This is a genomic window from Arthrobacter sp. R3-55 (assembly GCF_054161505.1).
Map to the genome: position 1 here is coordinate 461,674 of NZ_CP096423.1, position 18,068 is coordinate 479,741.

General features: G+C 63.0%; 17 protein-coding genes. 5 read left to right on the top strand and 12 right to left on the bottom strand.

The annotated features are described in order from the left end of the window. Positions 1-14 precede the first annotated feature (14 nt). Genes M1D51_RS02240 through M1D51_RS02250 form a run of 3 tightly spaced genes read left to right on the top strand, consistent with a single transcriptional unit; the run spans position 15 to position 2,560 of the window. Complete coding sequence (locus M1D51_RS02240; protein ID WP_458108363.1) at positions 15-851, top strand: MoaF C-terminal domain-containing protein; 837 nt, start codon at positions 15-17, stop codon at positions 849-851. A gap of 31 nt (positions 852-882) precedes the next feature. Next, entirely contained in the window at positions 883-1,215 is a 333-nt protein-coding gene (locus M1D51_RS02245; protein WP_172322855.1) for a cupin domain-containing protein, read from the top strand. Positions 1,216-1,228: 13 nt separating this feature from the next. Next, complete coding sequence (locus tag M1D51_RS02250) at positions 1,229-2,560, top strand: flavin monoamine oxidase family protein (protein WP_458108364.1); 1,332 nt, start codon at positions 1,229-1,231, stop codon at positions 2,558-2,560. Between the two features lie 80 nt (positions 2,561-2,640). Here the strand turns inward: M1D51_RS02250 and panD are convergent, their stop codons facing one another. From panD to M1D51_RS02285, 7 genes are all read right to left on the bottom strand, one after another. Continuing rightward, the gene (gene panD / locus M1D51_RS02255; RefSeq protein ID WP_026267226.1) at positions 2,641-3,072 is read right to left on the bottom strand and encodes an aspartate 1-decarboxylase; all 432 of its coding nucleotides are present in this window, start codon (positions 3,070-3,072) and stop codon (positions 2,641-2,643) included. 65 nt (positions 3,073-3,137) lie between these two features. Beyond that, positions 3,138-3,683 (bottom strand): DUF6036 family nucleotidyltransferase, encoded by a 546-nt coding sequence (locus M1D51_RS02260; RefSeq protein ID WP_458108365.1) that lies wholly within the window; start codon positions 3,681-3,683, stop codon positions 3,138-3,140. Between the two features lie 2 nt (positions 3,684-3,685). After that, the gene (locus M1D51_RS02265) at positions 3,686-4,258 is read right to left on the bottom strand and encodes a helix-turn-helix domain-containing protein (protein WP_458108366.1); all 573 of its coding nucleotides are present in this window, start codon (positions 4,256-4,258) and stop codon (positions 3,686-3,688) included. A gap of 82 nt (positions 4,259-4,340) precedes the next feature. Continuing rightward, entirely contained in the window at positions 4,341-5,846 is a 1,506-nt protein-coding gene (locus M1D51_RS02270; protein WP_458108367.1) for a rhamnulokinase, read from the bottom strand. An 8-nt stretch (positions 5,847-5,854) separates the two neighbouring features. Beyond that, positions 5,855-7,918 carry a bifunctional aldolase/short-chain dehydrogenase gene (locus M1D51_RS02275; protein WP_458108368.1) on the bottom strand — a complete coding sequence of 688 codons (2,064 nt, stop codon included), beginning with the start codon at positions 7,916-7,918 and terminating at the stop codon, positions 5,855-5,857. Then, positions 7,906-9,072, bottom strand: coding sequence for an L-rhamnose isomerase (gene rhaI, locus M1D51_RS02280; RefSeq protein ID WP_458108369.1), 1,167 nt, complete (start codon positions 9,070-9,072; stop codon positions 7,906-7,908). The genes M1D51_RS02275 and rhaI overlap by 13 nt, the downstream gene beginning before the upstream one ends. Next, complete coding sequence (locus M1D51_RS02285; RefSeq protein ID WP_458108370.1) at positions 9,069-9,476, bottom strand: L-rhamnose mutarotase; 408 nt, start codon at positions 9,474-9,476, stop codon at positions 9,069-9,071. Before M1D51_RS02285 ends, rhaI begins: the two co-directional genes overlap by 4 nt. A gap of 126 nt (positions 9,477-9,602) precedes the next feature. On the opposite strand from M1D51_RS02285, the gene M1D51_RS02290 reads away from it, so the two are divergent. Beyond that, complete coding sequence (locus tag M1D51_RS02290; RefSeq protein ID WP_172322849.1) at positions 9,603-10,619, top strand: LacI family DNA-binding transcriptional regulator; 1,017 nt, start codon at positions 9,603-9,605, stop codon at positions 10,617-10,619. A gap of 175 nt (positions 10,620-10,794) precedes the next feature. Here the strand turns inward: M1D51_RS02290 and M1D51_RS02295 are convergent, their stop codons facing one another. After that, positions 10,795-11,349: a hypothetical protein gene (locus tag M1D51_RS02295; protein WP_458108371.1), complete on the bottom strand. Its 555-nt coding sequence runs from the start codon at positions 11,347-11,349 to the stop codon at positions 10,795-10,797. A gap of 239 nt (positions 11,350-11,588) precedes the next feature. On the opposite strand from M1D51_RS02295, the gene M1D51_RS02300 reads away from it, so the two are divergent. Then, complete coding sequence (locus M1D51_RS02300; RefSeq protein WP_458108372.1) at positions 11,589-12,875, top strand: DDE-type integrase/transposase/recombinase; 1,287 nt, start codon at positions 11,589-11,591, stop codon at positions 12,873-12,875. A gap of 100 nt (positions 12,876-12,975) precedes the next feature. Here M1D51_RS02300 and M1D51_RS02305 read toward each other — a convergent pair whose 3' ends face one another. Genes M1D51_RS02305 through araB form a run of 4 tightly spaced genes read right to left on the bottom strand, consistent with a single transcriptional unit; the run spans position 12,976 to position 17,891 of the window. Beyond that, the gene (locus M1D51_RS02305) at positions 12,976-13,872 is read right to left on the bottom strand and encodes an aldose 1-epimerase family protein (protein WP_458108373.1); all 897 of its coding nucleotides are present in this window, start codon (positions 13,870-13,872) and stop codon (positions 12,976-12,978) included. Further along, the gene (araA, locus tag M1D51_RS02310; protein ID WP_458108374.1) at positions 13,869-15,404 is read right to left on the bottom strand and encodes an L-arabinose isomerase; all 1,536 of its coding nucleotides are present in this window, start codon (positions 15,402-15,404) and stop codon (positions 13,869-13,871) included. Before araA ends, M1D51_RS02305 begins: the two co-directional genes overlap by 4 nt. Positions 15,405-15,456: 52 nt before the next feature. After that, positions 15,457-16,164, bottom strand: a complete 708-nt coding sequence (locus M1D51_RS02315; protein WP_172325654.1) for an L-ribulose-5-phosphate 4-epimerase — start codon at positions 16,162-16,164, stop codon at positions 15,457-15,459. Then, positions 16,161-17,891: a ribulokinase gene (gene araB, locus M1D51_RS02320; RefSeq protein WP_458108375.1), complete on the bottom strand. Its 1,731-nt coding sequence runs from the start codon at positions 17,889-17,891 to the stop codon at positions 16,161-16,163. The genes M1D51_RS02315 and araB overlap by 4 nt, the downstream gene beginning before the upstream one ends. Between the last annotated feature and the right edge of the window lie 177 nt (positions 17,892-18,068).

Here is an 18,068-nt window from a genome sequence, read left to right on the forward strand (position 1 = left end):
AAAGGACTCATCACATGACCACCACCGAACTCCAGGATTACGTTCCCGAGGAAGAGTGGCCGCCGGTTTCCACCATGCTGGACGGCTTCGGGGACCAGACCCTGCCTGCTTCCCCCGCGCTGGCGAGCACAAAGATCGCCCTTGAGGCAGCTGATGGAACGGCCATCGAGTACAGCTTCCTCACTGCGTCACAACTTACGTGGACCGAGGGCACTGCCAGCGGGACCGCTGATTACAAGGCCATTGAAGCCCGCCCGGAAATCTTCATCATCGACTTCGTTCGTGGCCAGGGGCCCCGAGGCGGCGACGGCGGTGCCCAAGACGGCGGTGCCCAGGATACCAACGCCGAAAACGTCACCATCATTCTCGACCGATCCACTGATGCAGTCTCCACTGCGGTATCCCGTTTTGTCACTGCGGACGGTCAAGTCCGCGGAACTACTGACTTCACGCATTCCAACGCCGGCGGACAACCCACTGTGCACCAGCGGACTTCAGACCTCGTGGGGAAGCGCATTTTCTACCGCTACAGCGATGTCGAATCCTACGAACACATCTACCTGAATCAAGGAACCTTCACCTGGCACTGCGTCCGGGGTGGTGAAGCCGGGCTTGCTGATACTGACCGTTGCATGACCTGGGCTGTCGCGGAGGACCTGTACATCTTCTTCTGGACCGAACAAGTGATGACTGTTGAAGCTGTGCTCCTGATCGATCTGCGTGAGCAGCGTTCCATTGGGCGGATGTTCGGCTGGGACAATCCCTCCGCCCAACCGGTGAGCCTCCCCTTCAATTCCAGGCTCAGCGTCCTGAACAGCACGGCCTACCCGCAAGACACCCACAAACACTGAACACCCCGCAAATACTGACAGGAGCAACACCATGACCCAGGTCTTTCATGCCCAGCTGGACCAAGCAGCGTTCGAACCCTTTGCGTTGGGATCTGTCCAATGGCTCAGGCGTGCAGGTGGGAACGGAAACGAAACGCTGAGCGGCGGGATCTGGAAAGTCTCTCCCGAAGAAGCACCGGAACCCTTCGACCTGCCCATTGACCAGGACGAAACGATCTACATCGTCTCCGGCCACCTCCGCATCGAGGTCAAGGGCGGGCACACCCTTGAGCTGACGGAAGGCTCCATGGCCTCCTTCTCCAAGGGCGCAATGACCCGCTGGAGTGTCTTGGAACCAACCATCGAATTCTTCGTTTACAGCTAGGGGCCTGGGCACTGTGGAAACTTCCGACGTCATTGTTATTGGCGCTGGCTTTGCCGGTCTCACAGCAGCAAGGGAGCTGTCCCGGAGCGGACACGCCACCATCCTGCTGGAGGCGAAGGACAGGATCGCCGGGAGAACCCATCTGGCGGAACGCCTTGGCCGAAACCTGGAACTCGGGGGCACCTGGGTGCACTGGACCCAGCCATATGTCTGGGCGGAAATGGGGCGGTACGGGATCAAGGCCTTGCCGGGGCCGGAGTTCACCAAGGCCTGCTGGACGGCAAACGGTCAAAGGCATGAAGGCACAGCTGAAGGCTTGATGGAATTGCTTGATGGCCCAAATCGTCTGCTGCTGGCTGACTCGCGACGCTATTTCCCCATGCCGTGGCAGCCCTTGGATAACCCCGATGTGGCGGACATCGACGGGATCACGCTGTCAGAAGCCATCGACCGCCTGGGTCTGCCTGAGGATCAGCGCCAGCTCTTGAGATCCTTCTGGACGCTGAATTTCAACGGCAGGCTGGATGAAGCCGCCTACACCCAGGCGTTGCGCTGGTGCGCAGTGGCCAGCGGGGACTGGCAGCTCATGTTTGAGGCCTGCGCCAGCTTCAAGATCGACGGCGGCACCCGCCGCCTCGCCGAGGCGATCCTTGCGGACTCATCGGCACAGCTGCGGCTGAAGCAGCGGGTGGTGTCCGTCGAGCAGGATGCCGGGGGAGTCCTGGTGGGAACTGAAGCGGGCGAACAATACCGAGCCCGCCAGGTCATCCTCGCACTGCCGCTGAGCGTACTGAACGGCATCGACGTCCAACCACCGTTGTCGCCCGGTAAGAGGGAAGCGGCTGCAAGGGGACAAGCGGGCCGCGGCGCCAAACTGTGGATCAAGGTGGACGGTCGGCAGGAAAGGTTCGTTGCGTTCGGGCCCGAAACGGCAGCCCTGAACTTCGTCCAAGCCGAGTACATCGATCAGGACACCACCACCCTTGTGTGCTTCGGTCCAGACGCCGGGGTCGTGGATGTAGCCGACGTCGCTGGGGCACAAGCACACCTGGACGCCGTTATCCCGGGATTGACAGTGCTCGAAGTTGCCGGGCATGACTGGGTTTCCGATGAACACGCACGATCCACCTGGCCCATGCATTACACGGGCTACCTCACCCGGCACTTGGCCGAACTCCAAAGGCCCGAGGGCCGGATCCGTCTCGCTGGTTCTGACTTCGCCAATGGATGGGGCGGCTTCATCGACGGCGCCATCGAAAGCGGCCTTGACGCTGCCCGCGAAGCAGCATCCGCGCTCGCCAGTGACACGCGCCCACCCCTGCGAGCTCCTGCTCCCGTGGGCTAAAGCAGCCCCCTAAAAGTTCGACGTCGGCACTCACCCGAGTGCCGACGTCGAACGCTGCTTGTGGAGCCTGCTGTGGCGCCTTAGCTGAGGTGCGCCGCGTTGCTGAGCGCGTGCGGCGGACGCATGAGCCCGGGAGTGTGTCCCTCCGCGGGGTCGTTGCCGAGCTGCAGGATCTTGTTGTCCTTGCCCACGTGGACCACCCTGGGCTCGTAGGCCCTGGCTTCCTCCGTGGTCATTTCCGCGTAGGTGATGAGGATGACCGTGTCCCCAACGTGGACCATGTGGGCGGCGGCACCGTTGATGCCGATGACACCGGAACCGCGCTCGCCGGCGATGGTGTACGTCTCCAGGCGGGCGCCGTTGGTGACGTCAACAATGGAGACGAGTTCACCGGGGAGGATGTCGGCCGCGTCCAGGAGGTCCAGGTCTACGGTGACGGAACCGACGTAATGGAGGTCGGCATGGGTGACCGTTGCGCGGTGGATCTTGGACTTGAACATTGTGCGGATCATAATGCCATCAGTTTAGCGCGGCACCCTCATCCGGCGCTGTGACGTACCAGACGTTCGCGTTCAGGCTAACGCCCTCGCAAGGCCTTGGCGGCAGCCATCGCTTCTTCAGCCACGATTTCGTAATTGTCCGCCGGTGCGCTGAGGGCCACTGAGTGCTCGCCGTACTTGTCGAAAGCGAGTTGTACCAGTTCATCAGCGCTTTCAATCCCCAGTGCGAGCACTATATGGCCAAGGTCCTCAATATCTTTGGCCCGCTCCGCAGCAACCTTCATTGCTGCCAGGGTGGGCAGGTCTGCGAGCTTTACGGCTGAGGAGGTCCCTTCCGGGCCGGCGATCCACTGCGCTTCTTCAGGGAGGAAGGCCGCAGCATTGCTGTTCAGCCACTTCGGGGGCAAATCGAACTCCTGTTCCATGGCAGCGGCCACTTCATCCACAGCCTCCCGGGGGGAGTACCGCGCGTCAATATCGCCGGTCGCGCGGCCCAAGATGCCATGGAGCAGGAGCGCGGCGCCACCCACTATGTGGATATTCAAGGTGATCCCGCGTGCTTCCAGTCGGGCTTCCACTTCGCGAAGCAGTTCAACTACGTCGTCACGCCGGAACTCGAACACCGTCAAATCGTGGCCAAATCTCTCTCACGGATCCAAACGTTCATGGCAGCGATCTCAGTAGGAGTTTCACGACGGATGAGATCCTTCATCCTGTCGCTGACCGGATGAATTTTCTCGGCCAGGAAGACAGGTTGCGATGACGCCTTGGCGTTCATTGCCCACTTTGGGACGGGGGAGTTGGTTTTGGCTGAAACCCATCGAGTAACCGCGCCAAGCGCAGCCCGGTAGGCGTCGTCGTCGAAGGACGGGGCGGTCGGCATGAGAGCCCGGCCCGCGACGAGCGAAGAGTTAGTGTATTCGCCCAGTAGTCGAATGGCGTAGTGGTAGTCACCCTCGGCGAGAGTGCGCGCGAAGTCTCCCATGAATTCACGGTCCTCCGAATCGTTAGGAGTTATTTCCAGGCCAAGGACCCGCATTGCCTCGAGGGCCAGCCCAAAAGATGCTCCGTTCTTGCCTGATTCCAGATCCACCACGAACTTTCGGGAAGCCCCAATGGCGTTGGCCAAGGCTTGCTGAGTGTAGCCACGGTCTTTCCGTCGCTCGCGAATGGCTTGGCCGATAGCCTTGGTGCTCATGTCCATAAGGACAGTATGACACCGTTCGGTTACATTTTGCCTTGATTGCGATAGAAGGTTGGTTCTACTGGTTGGCCACCCCTCACAGCCCAACGCGAGCACCGCTAAACTCGTAGCGTTCCAGGCTGGTCCCGGCCGCCACCAGTTCACGCAGCTCCGCCAGCCCGCCGGTCACCACCCCGGCGGCGCGGGCCTGGACCAGGACATTGCCTTGCGCCGTTCCCTCAACGGGCCCCGCGATCACGGGCTTGCCGGTAGCGTCGGCGGTGAGCTGGCACAGGAGCCTGTTCTGCGAACCGCCCCCCACAATGTGCACCACGCTGGTGGTGCGGCCGGTGAGCCGTTCGGCATCAGCCAAGGTCCGGGCGTACCCGGCCGCGAGGCTGTCCATAATGCAACGCACGACGGCGGCAGGCCGGTCCGGGAGTACGGCACCGGTGTTGCGCACGGCTGCCCGGATGCGATCTGGCATGTTGTCCGGAGCAGTGAAAGCAGGATCATCGGCATTGATCTGCGGGCCACCGGCAGGAAGCGCTGCCGCCGAGTCCAGCAGGGCCGGGAGCGCTTGGGTATAGCCTTCCGCGGCCCACGCGCGCTGGCATTCGCTGAGCAACCACAAGCCACCCACATTGCGGAGGTAGCGGATGGTGCCGTCAACGCCTCGTTCGTTGGTGAAGTTGGCCTGACGGCTGGCTTCCGTGAGGACGGGCCGGTCCAACTCCACACCCACCAATGACCAGGTTCCGGAGGAGATGTACGCGAAATCTTCAAGCTCTGCAGGGACCGCCGCGACGGCCGACGCAGTGTCGTGGGACCCCACAGCAACCACGGTGGTGGCTGCGGGCAAACCCGTTTGCTCCAGGATTCCCGGCAGGAGCCTGCCTACGGTTTCACCGGGCTGGATGAGCGGCGGGAAGATGTTCCGGGGCAGGGCGAGGGCATCCAGGAACTCCGTGGCCCACTCACCGGCTACAGCGTCAAACAAACCTGTGGTGGAGGCGTTGGTGGCTTCAGTCCGGCGCTCACCGGTCAGCAGGAAGGCGATGAGGTCCGGGATCAGGAGGGCCTGAACGCCGTCAAGGTGTGGTTCCGCGGCGAGCTGGTACACCGTGTTGAACTGCAGGAACTGCAAACCCGTAGTGGAATACAGCTTCTCCGGAGGGATCGCCGCGTGCACCCGTTCCACCGTGGCCCGGCTGCGCTCGTCCCGGTAGCTGTACGGTTGCGCCGTCAGTTCCCCGGCGGCGTTCACCAGCCCATAATCAACGGCCCAGGTATCGATGCCGATACTGACGATGCTCTCGCCGTTCGTGGCCGCCGTGGCAGCGGCAGCCGCCAAGCCCTTGAGTACCTCGGCGAACAGGGCGTTGAAGTCCCAGCGGAGGCCGCCGTCGAGCTCCACAACCCCGTTGGGGAAGCGGTGAATTGTCTCGAGCGACACCCCGGACTCAGGGGAGACGCGGCCCAGCATGACTCGGCCGGAGGATGCGCCGATGTCGATGGCGGCGAACACTGCGTTGTTGTCGACGGCGGCGGGCACCGCCCCGGCGTGTGCCGGGGCGGTGCTCGCGGTGGTTCCGTTGTTCACCGACGGTCCTAGCGGAGGAATGCTGCCGCAACGCCGGCGTCCACGGGGATGTGGAGGCCGGTGGTGTGGGAGAGCTCGTTGCTGGTGAGCACGGACGCGGCGTTGGCCACGTGCTCCGGGAGGACTTCGCGCTTGAGGAGCGTGCGCTGGGCGTAGTACTTGCCCAGTTCCTGCTCGTCCACGCCGTACACGGCTGCCCGCTTGGCGCCCCAGCCGCCGGCGAAGATACCGGAGCCGCGGACCACGCCGTCGGGGTTGATGCCGTTGACGCGGATGCCGTGGTCGCCCAGTTCGGCGGCGAGCAGGCGGACCTGGTGGGCCTGGTCAGCCTTGGTGGCGGAGTAGGCGATGTTGTTGGGACCGGCGAACACGGAGTTCTTGGAGGAGATGTAGATGATGTCTCCGCCCAGGCCCTGATCGATCATGACCTTGGCAGCGGCCTTGGACACCAGGAACGAGCCCTTGGCCATGACGTTGTGCTGGAGGTCCCAGTCCTTCTCCGTGGTCTCCAGCAATGGCTTGGAGATGGAAAGGCCGGCGTTGTTGACCACCAGATCCAAGCCGCCGAACGCGAGCACGGCCTCCTGGATCGCCGCTGCGATCTGGGCTTCGTCAGTCACGTCAGCCTGGACGCCGATGGCGACGTCGGAACCGCCCAGTTCCTCGGCTACCTTTTGCGCGTTCTCGAGGTTGAGGTCGGCAATGACTACGCACGCGCCGTCGGACGCCAAGCGGGTGGCGATCGCCTTGCCAATGCCCGACGCCGCTCCGGTCAACAGTGCGATGCGGGTAGCGTGCGACTTGGGCTTGGGCATCCGGGCGAGCTTGGCTTCTTCCAAGGCCCAGTACTCGATGCGGAATTTCTCGGATTCCTCGATGGGGGCGTAGCTGGAGATGGCCTCGGCGCCGCGCATCACGTTGATGGCGTTGATGTAGAACTCACCGGCCACGCGTGCGGTCTGCTTGTCCTTGCCGAAGGAGAACATGCCAACGCCGGGGACCAGTACGATCGCCGGGTCAGCGCCGCGCAAGGCGGGTGAATCGGCGTCGGCGTGGCGGTCGTAGTAGGCCTGGTAGTCCTCGCGGTACGCGGCGTGCAGCTCCTTCAAGCGGTTGACGGAGTCTTCGATCGAGGCGTCGGCCGGCAGGTCCAGGACCAGCGGCTTGACCTTGGTGCGCAGGAAGTGGTCCGGGCAGGAGGTTCCCAGGGCGCCCAGGCGCGGGTGCTCCGCGGATTCAAGGAATTCAAGCACGACGGCGTCATCACTGAAGTGCCCCAGCTGCGGTTTGTCCGTGGAAGCCAGGCCTCGGATCACCGGCGCGAGGGCCGCTGCCTTGGCGCGGCGCTCGGCCTCGGGAAGGGCGCTGTAGCCGGGGAGCTTGGCACCGAAGGGCTCGGCCTTGCCGTTGTCCTTGATGTAGTTCTCGGCCGCGTCGATGATCCAGAGCGAGTTGGCTTCGGCCTCTTCGCTGGTGGCACCCCAGGCGGTGATGCCGTGGCCGCCCAGGATGGTGCCGATGGCCTGGGGGTTGGCTTCCTTGATGGCAGCAATGTCCAAGCCCAACTGGAAGCCGGGGCGACGCCACGGAACCCACACCACCTTGTCGCCGAACACCTTGGAGGTCAGCGCCTCGCCGTCCACCGCCGTCGCAATGGCGATGCCCGAGTCCGGGTGCAGGTGGTCAACGTGCGCGGCGTCCACTAGGCCATGCATGGCGGTATCGATCGACGGCGCAGCGCCGCCCTTGCCGTGCAGGCAGTAATCGAAGGCGGCCACCATTTCGTCTTCACGCTCGACGCCGGGGTAAACGGACTTCAGTGCCTGCAGCCGGTCCAGCCGGAGTACAGCAAGGTTCTCAGCTTTCAGGGTGCCGAGGTCGCCGCCGGAACCTTTAACCCAGAGGAGTTCGACATCCTGGCCGGTGACGGGGTCCTGCTCGGTGCCCTTGGCGGAGGTGTTGCCGCCGGCGAAGTTGGTGTTCCGTTTGTCCGCGCCGAGGCGGTTGGAACGGGAAATCAGCTCTTGAACAGTGTTTGTCTTGTTCTGCGTTGTCATGCTTATGCGCCCCATCCGGCTTGCTGGCCGCCAGCGCGGTCCTCGTTGATCTTCTTCTGGTATCCGCTGGCCTTGTACGCGGCCATGGGATCGGCGGGGAGGCCGGTGGATTCGCGCCACTCGGCCAGGACCGGGCGGACATCGGTGTAGAAGGCATCGTTGAAGATGCCGTTGGCGGCCAGGACATCGCCGGCACGCTGGGCTTCGGACAGTGCGGCCGTGTCCACGAGGAGCGCACGGGCGGTCATTTCCTGGACGTTCAGGACCGAGCGGATCTGCCCGGGGATCTTCTCTTCCAGGTTGTGGCACTGGTCCAGCATCAGGGCGACGCCTGAATCCTTGCCGAAACCGCCGCCGCGGATGACCTCGTGCATGATGCGGAACAGCTGGAAAGGATCAGCAGCGCCAACAATAAGGTCATCGTCGGCGTAGAAGCGGGAGTTGAAGTCGAAGGAACCCAGCTTGCCGAGGCGCAGGAGCTGCATCACGATGAACTCGATGTTGGTGCCCGGTGCGTGATGGCCGGTGTCCAGGCAGACGAACGCCTTCTCGCCCAGGGCCAGGGTCTGGGCGTAGGAAGTGCCCCAGTCCGGAACATCGGTGTGATAAAAAGCGGGCTCGAAGAACTTGTACTCCAGGACCAGGCGCTGCTCATCGCCGAGGCCGGCGTAGATCTCCTGGAGGGACTCAGCCAAGCGGTCCTGGCGGCCGCGGATATCGTCCTGGCCGGGGTAGTTGGTGCCGTCAGCCAGCCAGATCTTCAGGTCCTTGGAACCCGTGGCGTGCATGATCTCAATGCACTCCAAGTGGTGGTCGATGGCGCGGCGGCGCACGGACTCGTTGGACGAGGTGAGGGAGCCGAACTTGTACTCGTCATCCTGGAAGGTGTTGGAGTTGATGGTGCCCAGTCCCACGCCCAGTCCTGCGGCGTACTCACGGAGGGCTGCGTAGTCATCCACCTTGTCCCACGGAATGTGCAGGGCAACGGTGGGGGCCAGCCCGGTGAGTTCGTGGACCTTGGCGGCGTCGGCAATTTTTTCCTGGACGGTGCGCGGAGTACCCGGAGTGCCGAAGACCTTGAATCGGGTCCCGGAATTTCCGTAGGCCCAGGACGGCACTTCGATGGCCAGTTCCCCTAGACGGCCCAGGGCCGATTCTGTGGTGTTCATGCTTGTTCCTTTTGGTATTCGTGGGCTGGGTCTTTGTCTATGTGTGCGGTGCCGGCGGCGTCTGTGACGCGGCCCGCAGCGGCAAGCTGGTCTTCGAGGTTGAAAACTTCTTCCACGATCTCGAAGCCCTGGTCCGGAGGGAGGTCGCTGTTCGCAAAAAGGGTGGCCATTTCGGCCTGCCAGCGGGCATTGACCTCAGTCAAGGCCATGCGGGCTTGAGAGGCCTCGTAGTCTTCGCACTCCAGGTAGCCGATCAATTGGCCGTCAGGAGCGAGGAACAGTGAGTAGTTGTTCCATCCTGCGTTTTTCAGTGCTGACAGCATCTCCGGCCATACGGCGGCATGGCGTTGCTTGTACTCGGCCATCAGTTCCGGTTGGACTGAGGAGCGGAAACAAACCCTCATGTGTGTTTCTCCAGGGTCACTCGTCTTTGAATCGTTTCATTTGTTACGATTCAAATTACCCTCGTAAACGGGAGGGTGTCAAGGCGTTTCCAGCACATTGACGTCAGCCAGCGGAGATCGGAAAGCATGTCCCAGACAGCCAGCATCAAAGACGTTGCCACCCATGCCCAAGTAGCAGTGGGAACTGTTTCCAATGTGCTGAACTATCCGGACAGGGTTTCGCAGAGGACCAAGGAACGCGTCCTGAAATCCATTGCTGAACTCGGTTTCGTCCGCAATGATGCCGCCCGACAGCTCCGCGCCGGCCAAAGCCGGACCATCGGGCTGATCGTCCTTGACGTCGGGAACCCCTTCTTCTCCTCGGTGGCCCGCGCCGCAGAGGACGCCGCCACCGCACTCGGAAGCGTGGTCCTGGTAGGCGACAGCGGGCAGGATTCCTCCCGCGAAGCGCACTACATGGACCTTTTCCAGGAGCAACGCGTCCAAGGGCTGCTCATCTCTCCGGTAGGGGATGTGGCGGAGCGGATCGATACTTTGCGCGAACGGGGCGTGCCCACGGTTCTGGTGGACGAGCTTGCAGACACTGAACGCTGCAGCTCGGTCTCCGTGGATGACCAGGAGGGCGGTTATCTTGCCGCCAAGCACCTGCTGGACCTGGGCCGCCGTCGTCTGGCATTTGTTGGTACGCCGTCCATCCGCCAGGTGGCGAGCCGACTCAAAGGCGCGCAGCGTGCTGTGGCAGAGGTATCCGGGGCCAGTGTTGAAGTCCTGGATTCTGCTGGCCAGACCGTTCTGGCCGGCAGGCAGGTGGGCAACAGCCTGGTGGAACGCGCCCCGGAGCTCCGGCCTGAAGCCGTGTTCTGCTCCAACGACCTCCTGGCGCTGGGCGTCATGCAGTCGCTGACCATGTTGCGGACGGTCCGGATCCCGGAGGACATTGCGCTCATCGGCTATGACGACATCGATTTCGCCATCTCCGCAGTGGTTCCGCTCTCTTCCATCCGCCAGCCCACCGAGGCCTTGGGCCGGACGGCGATCGAGCTGCTCGCGGAAGAACAGGAAAGCGGCGGAACCAAGCACCGGGCCGTGGTGTTCACGCCCGAGTTGGTGGTCCGCCAAAGTACTGCGGGCGCACCCAACTAAGTCCGCACCCAACTGAGTAACAGCACATGTCCCAATGGATGCCCATAGCGACGTTTGCTGTTACCTAGTTGGGCGACTGCAGGGCGTAGATGCTCCAGGAGGCGGTGTGCTTGGCGCGGGGCCGAGGAAGGCGGCGACGCCGGCCTTTGTCCGGCGACGCTTGTTGGGCGCAGGCCTAGCCTCGCTTGACTGTTACGTCCAGCGGAAGCGGTGCCGGGACATCGATCGGCCACCGCCCGTTCGTGGCGATCCGGGACAGGTTCCGTTCACCGTCCGGGTGGTCGATATCCACGGGAATGAGCACCGTATTCCGATCGCCGATCTGGGTTGCCTTGGCGCTCAGGTGGGCCGCTTCCGTTGCCGCAACCAGGTCGAAAAAGGGTTCCCATTCGGCAGTGGTAACCACCAGGCGTAGTTCTTCGGTGGGCATATATCCCTCTCCGATCGACCAAATGAGGCGGACTGCGTAGTCAATAAGAAGGTCGCCGCGTTTCACGCTGTAGCCGGGCTCGATCTCCAAATCCACGGTGTAGCCGGTGTTGGTTTTGCCGTTTGGCTTCTCGCCCCCGGACAAGCCGGCGACGGTGATTCCAGGCACGGCTTCCAAGGCTTCCCGGGCTTCTGCGCGAGTCTGTCCCGCCACCGAGTCATGCGGCACGGTGCCGCACGAACTCAGCGCCAGCATGCCCGCAACAGCCACGCCAATGAGTTTCCTGAATCTGGTCTGCACGCCATTCCCCATAACTTCAACTTCACATACATCGAGGTGAAGAACTCTCCTCATGAATGGAGTGGAGCCGTGGCAGCTTTCATGACGACCCAACCCAACTAGGTAACAGCAGATGTCCCAATGGATGCCCATAGCGACTGTGGAGTCTCATGACTTAATAGACAGTTCTGTCTCATGACTTCGTAGACACTCTGTCTCAGGACATCGTGGACAGTTCGTGGGCGGGTTTGCTGCTGTTCATGAGTAAATCCCAGCCGGACATCAGGATCCGGCATGCTGTGGCAACGTGGTCCGAGGATTCGCCCAGGGGCGCGGTCTCAGCGTTCTGCAGGAAGCACAACGTTTCCCGGGCCTGGTTCTACCGGGTCCGGGCGGCGGCAGCTGAGGTGGGGCCGGTGAAGGCGTTGGAGAAGAAGTCCACGCTTCCGAGGACGACGCCGACCAGCACGGCACCGGCCATGATCGAGCTACTGCTGGGCACCAGGGAGGAACTACACGAGAGCGGGCTCGATCACGGCCCACTCTCGGTTATCGCGAAGCTCTCCAGACAGGGCTTCAAACCGCCCTCCCGCGCCACCGTGGCCAGGATATTTGTTCGGGCGGGGGTGGTAGTGCCCGAACCTCGGAAGAAACCACGAAGCGCTTACAAAAGGTTCGTCTATCCCCAGCCGAACGCGTGCTGGCAGATCGATTCGACCCAATGGCAACTCGCTGACGGGAAGACGGTGGTGATCTTTCAGCTCATCGATGACCATTCACGTCTTGCGCTGGCGTCCTTGGTCGCTACCGGGGAGACCAGCGCCGCCGCGGTTGCGGTGGTCACACAGGCCATCGAACGCCACGGGGCACCGCAGAAATTCCTCTCCGACAAGGGCTTGGCACTGAATCCCACCCGCCGCGGCCGCACGGGGGCGCTCGTGGAGTTCCTCAAGGCCAGGGGCGTGGAGCCGATCACGGGCAAACCCTACAAACCAACCACTCAGGGCAAGAACGAACGCTTCCATCAGACACTGCACCGATACCTGCACCGGCAACCACCTGCATCCTCAATGGCCGCCCTGCAACTCCAGGTTGACGCGTTCGATCTCTACTACAACAGCGAACGGGAACACCAGGCACTCTCACCGGCAATGACACCCCAGGAAGCATGGAACGCAACCCCCAAGACACCCCCGCCAGCGACCCCACGAGAGCCCACACCCGGACCTGAACGGCGAACCACGCAACGAACAGTGAACCGAAACGGATGCGCGACGATCCTGGGAACCCATTTCAAACTGGGCAAAGAACACATCGGCGCCACCGTGCACATCCTCCACGACGAAAGCACCATCGTCTTCTTCGACGCCCGCGGCACCGAGATCATCACGCACTCACTGCCGCCCCGAGGCACACCCTACGTCGGCAACGGCAAACCCACAGGAGTCGAAGCCGACCCACGAGGCACCCGCAAGAAACGGACGAACTACCCACCCCTCAAAAACCGACAAACAGAGCCCCAAGCCGAAGTGTCCACACAGTCATGAGACACCAACTGTCTACGAAGTCATGAGACATGAAGTGTCTACAAGGTCATGAGACATGACAGATGCCCATAGCGACATTTGCTGTTACCTAGTTGGATGGCTACAGGGCGTAGATGCTCCAGGACGCGGTGTGCTCCGCGCCCGGTTCCAGCCGGATCAAGTCCATCCCGCTGTTGAAGGCATCCGGTGGGCACGTCATGGGTTCCACGGCCAGGCCCAGGCGGTTGGGCAGGGGTGCCGGCTTGTCAGCCGTGTGGATCTGAAGCCAAGGGCAGCTTTCGTCCCAGGACATCCCGACGCCGGTGCTCGCCGGGTCCCGCAGCGACAGCCGCGCCAGCCCGCCGTCGAACGTTATTCCCGTAAAGGCGTGGTCGATCTCGGTGCTGCCGATGATGCGCGCTGAACGGAAGTCGAACTCGTGACCTTCCACGGGAACAACACCCACGGGCAGGAGCCTGTCAGGTGTGACTTCCAGGAACGAGTCGGCTGAAAACTCCAGAACCCACTCATCCAGCGGCGAAGTGCCGGCCACCAGGTAGGGGTGCGGGCACACGCCGTAGGGGGCGGCGACGTCGGCAGCGTTGCGGGCCGTGACAGAGGTGTGAAGCCCCGTCTCGTCCAAGGCGAACCGGGCTGAAAGTTCCAGCACGAACGGGTATCCGGCCGTGGGGCCCACCATGCACGTCAAGGTGAGTGAGCCGGCGTCGGACTCTTTTAGGATCCAATCCAGCGGAAAGGCGAGCCCGTGCAAGGCCGTCGCCCGCTCGGGCTCGTTAAGGGCCACCTGGTGCTTCACGTCGTCGAAGCTGTAGGTGCCGTCTGCGATCCTGTTGGGCCATGGCGCGGCGATGACGCCACGGTAGTCCGGGATCGGACCCCCCTCCGGGAAGGGGACAACGAGGTCCCTGCCCTGGAACTGCAGGACGCGCAGCGCGGCCGCGCGGGCGGTAACAACGGCCGTGTAACCGCCCGCGTTCAGCGTGAATTCAGTGCTCACAGGCCGCCAGCCAGCTTGTAGTACGCGGCGTTCCAGTTGAGTTCCTTCTTGAACTGTTTGATGGTGGTGCTTTCGTCGATGGTGAGGAGTTCGGTCTTGGCGATTTCGGCGAAGTCCTCGAACACCTCAAGGCCCACCTGCGTGGACAATACCGTGTGATGTGCGGCTCCGGCGGTGAGCCACGCGGCCGCCGACGTGGCGAAGTTGGGCTTCGGCTCCCAGAGGGCGCGGGCAACCGGCAGGTTGGGCAGCGGCTGGTCGAGATCTACGACGTCCACAACGTTGGCTACCAGGCGGAACCGATCACGCATGTCGGACAGGGCAACAACGATGCCGGGGCCCGCGTCGGTGTCGAACACCATGCGGACAGGGTCTTCCTTGCCACCGATGCCCAGCGGGTGGATCTCCACGCGCGGCTTCGTGGCGGTCAGGGAAGGGCAGACCTCCAGCATGTGCGCGCCCAGGATCTTCTCGCTGCCCGGTTCCAAGTGGTAGGTGTAATCCTCCATCAGCGACGCGCCGCCGGGCAGGTCACCGCCCATGACCTTGGCGGCGCGGACCAGGATGGCGGTCTTCCAGTCGCCCTCGGCGCCGAAGCCGTAACCGTCGGCCATGAGGCGCTGGACAGCCATGCCCGGCAGTTGCCGCAAAGCGCCCAAATCCTCGAAGGACGTGGTGAACGCCGCAGAACCGTTGGCTTCCAGGAAACTCCGGAGGCCCAGCTCGATCTTGGCGCTGTACCTCAACGACTCGTGGCGGGTGCCGCCCGCCTTCAGCTCGTCAGCCACCTCGTAAAGGCGCTCGTACTCCGCTACCAAGGCGTCGACGTCGGACTCTTCCGCGCCGTGCACGGCGTCGGCGAGCTCATTGACGGACCAGGTGTTGACCGAAACGCCGAAGCGCAGTTCCGCTTCGGTCTTGTCGCCTTCGGTGACGGCGACATTGCGCATGTTGTCGCCGAAACGGGTCAGCTTCAGCGTGCGGACGGCGGCCCAGCCGGCCGAGGCACGCTGCCATGCGCCCACCTGGCGGGCAACCTCAGGATTGGAAACATGTCCGACGACGGTCTTCCGCGGCACGCCGAGGCGCGACTGGATATACCCGAACTCGCGGTCGCCGTGGGCTGCCTGGTTGAGGTTCATGAAGTCGAAATCGATGTCAGCCCAGGGCAGGTCCCGGTTGGCCTGTGTGTGCAGGTGCAGCAGAGGCTTGCGGAGCGCATCCAAGCCCTGGATCCACATCTTGGCGGGGCTGAAGGTGTGCATCCATGCGGTCACGCCGATCACGGAGTCGTCCGAGTTGGCTTCCAGTGCTGTGCGGCGGATCGCGTCGGAATCGGTGAGGACCGGCTTCCATACGAGCTTCACCGGAACATCGCTGCTGGCGTTCAGGGCGTTGGCAATCTCCTGCGACTGCGCTGCGACCTGCTTGAGGACGTCCTCGCCGTAAAGGTGCTGGCTGCCGGTGAGGAACCAGACCTCGTACTGCCCCAGGGAGGTGGAGTTGGCGGACGTGTTGTTGGCGCTGGGCATGGTGGCTCCTGGGTTTTCTTGGGTTTTGTGAGCTGGCTTCTGGCTGACCGGGTTAGCGGCCGTAAACGTTCTGGTATCGGTCGAAGAGGGACTCGATCTTGGCTTGATCTATGGGCAGGGGAGCACCGAGTTGGCGGGAAATGTGGACTGTCCTTGCCACTTCCTCGCACATCACCGCTGCTTTGACGGCGCTGCGGGCGTCCTTGCCGATGGTGAAGGGTCCATGGTTTTGCATCAGGACCGCGGGCGAGTTGGAGTTTTTGAGGGTCTCAACGATGCCTTGGCCGATCGAGTCGTCACCGATGAGGGCAAAGGGCCCTACGGGGATGGGACCGCCGAACTCGTCGCCCATCATGGTCAGGACGCAGGGGATTTCCTCCCCGCGGGCAGCCCAGGCCGTGGCGTAGGTGGAGTGGGTGTGGACCACGCCGCCTACCTCGGGCATGTGCCGGTAGACATAAGCATGCGCGGCCGTATCCGATGACGGGGAGAGGTCCGGGTTGCCCCAGTCCACAGTCCCGGCACTTCCGGTGTTGATGCCCCGCACAGGTGTGCCATAAAGATCAGTGACCACCATGAGCTCGGGCGTGAGGTCGTCATAGGAAACGCCCGAAGGCTTGATGACCATGAGGTCGTGCCCGGGGATACGGCCCGAGACATTGCCCGCGGTCCACACCACCAGTTCGTAGCGGGTGAGTTCTGCATGCAGCTCGCAGACTTCCTTGCGGACCTTCGCGATGGTTTCCAACAGTGTGCTCATGCGGAGGCTCCTTCAAGGCTGTTGGACCGGGCCGACCCTTGTGCCGAGCCCTGAATGGCGGCTCGTTGGATGGACTTGAGGCGGTGCATGACGTTGTTGGTGCCGCGGCCGAAGTAGTCGTGAAGGGCTTTGTATTCCTGGAAGAGGACCTCGTAGGCCGCCACGTTTTCGGGGATGGGGGTGTACACCGCGCCGGGAGCAGCTGCCATGGAGGCTGCGGCTTCGCGGATGTCCTTGTACTTTCCGGCGGCAACAGCGGCGTGGATGGCCGAGCCCAGCGCTGGGCCCTGTTCGGACCCGATAGTGGAGAGCTGCAAGCCGGTGATGTCGGCGTAGACCTGCATCAGGAACTTGTTCTTCAGGAGCCCGCCGGCCACGATGAATTCCTTGACCGGGACACCCGAGTCGCGGAAGGCGTCCACGATGGTGCGGGTTCCGAACGCCGTTGCCTCCAGAAGTGCACGGTAGGTGTCTTCGGGCTTGGTGGCCAAGGTCTGGCCCACAACCACTCCTGAAAGTTCGTGGTCAACCAGCACTGAACGGTTGCCCGAGTGCCAGTCCAGGGCGATCAGTCCGTGCTCGCCGATTGCCTGCTTCTGCGCGAGTTCGGTCAGGTATTCGTGGATACCCAGGCCCTTGTCGTTGGCGGCCTGGTGATACTCCGGCGGGACACCGTTCTTGGTGAACCAGCCAAAAATATCGCCAACGCCGGATTGGCCGGCTTCGTAACCCCAGAGGCCGTCGACGATTCCGCCGTCCACTACTCCGCACATGCCGGGGACTTCGCGGAGCACGTCCCCGTTCATGACGTGGCATGTGGAGGTGCCCATGATGGCCACGAGCTGTCCGGGTTCCACGGCGTTCGCAGCCGGGGCGCTGACGTGGGCGTCCACGTTGCCCACGGCCACGGCAATTCCGGCCGGAAGCCCCGTCCATGCTGCGGCTTCTTCGGTGAGGTATCCCGCGGCATCGCCCAATCGGCCAATGGTGTGTTCCAGCTTTTCGGACACGAAGCCCTTGAACTCAGGGTTCAACGCCGCCAGGAAGTCCTCGGAGGGGTATTTTCCGTCCTGGTAAATTCCCTTGTAGCCGGCGGTGCAGGCGTTGCGGACGTAACTGCCGCAGAGCTGCCAGACAATCCAGTCAGCAGCCTCGACCCAGTGGTCCATGGCGCCGTAGACTTCCGGGTCTTCCTCGAGAAGCTGCAGTCCCTTGGCGAATTCCCACTCGGAGGAGATCAGGCCGCCGTAGCGGGGAAGCCATGCTTCACCTCGTTCTTCAGCGAGCTTGTTGATCCGATCAGCCTGCGGCTGGGCCGCGTGGTGGCGCCACAGCTTCACGAAAGCGTGCGGCCGGTCCGCGAAGCGTTCCAGTTCGTTCAGCGGCGTGCCGTCCGCCGTCGTCGGAACCATGGTGCAGGCGGTGAAGTCCGTAGCAATACCCACCACATGTTCCGGGTTGATCCCGGCATCGGCGACGGCGGCCGGTACAGCATTGCGTAGAACGTCGCGGTAGTCGTTGGGGACCTGAAGCGCCCAGTCAGCGGGAAGCCGCTGGCCGCTGCCGGGCAGTTTTTCCGACACGACGGCGTGCGGGTACTCGAACACGCCGCTGCCAAGTTCTGCACCGTCCGATACACGCACGACGACGGCGCGTCCGGACAGGGTGCCATAGTCCACGCCGATGACGAACTGCTCGTCCAGCGGGAGGTTTTCAGAGGTATTCATGGGGTCTCCATCCGGCTGGCCAAGGCCTCATTGCCGGGGGTCGGGGTGGAAAAGTGAAGAAGGTCTGATGTAATTGTTAGCGCTCACAACTTTGATGTCAAGAGCGGGTGGTGTCGAACCGGTGCTCATGACGGAAGCTGGCCCCGAACGCCCCCAAGTAGCTCGCAGTAGATGCCG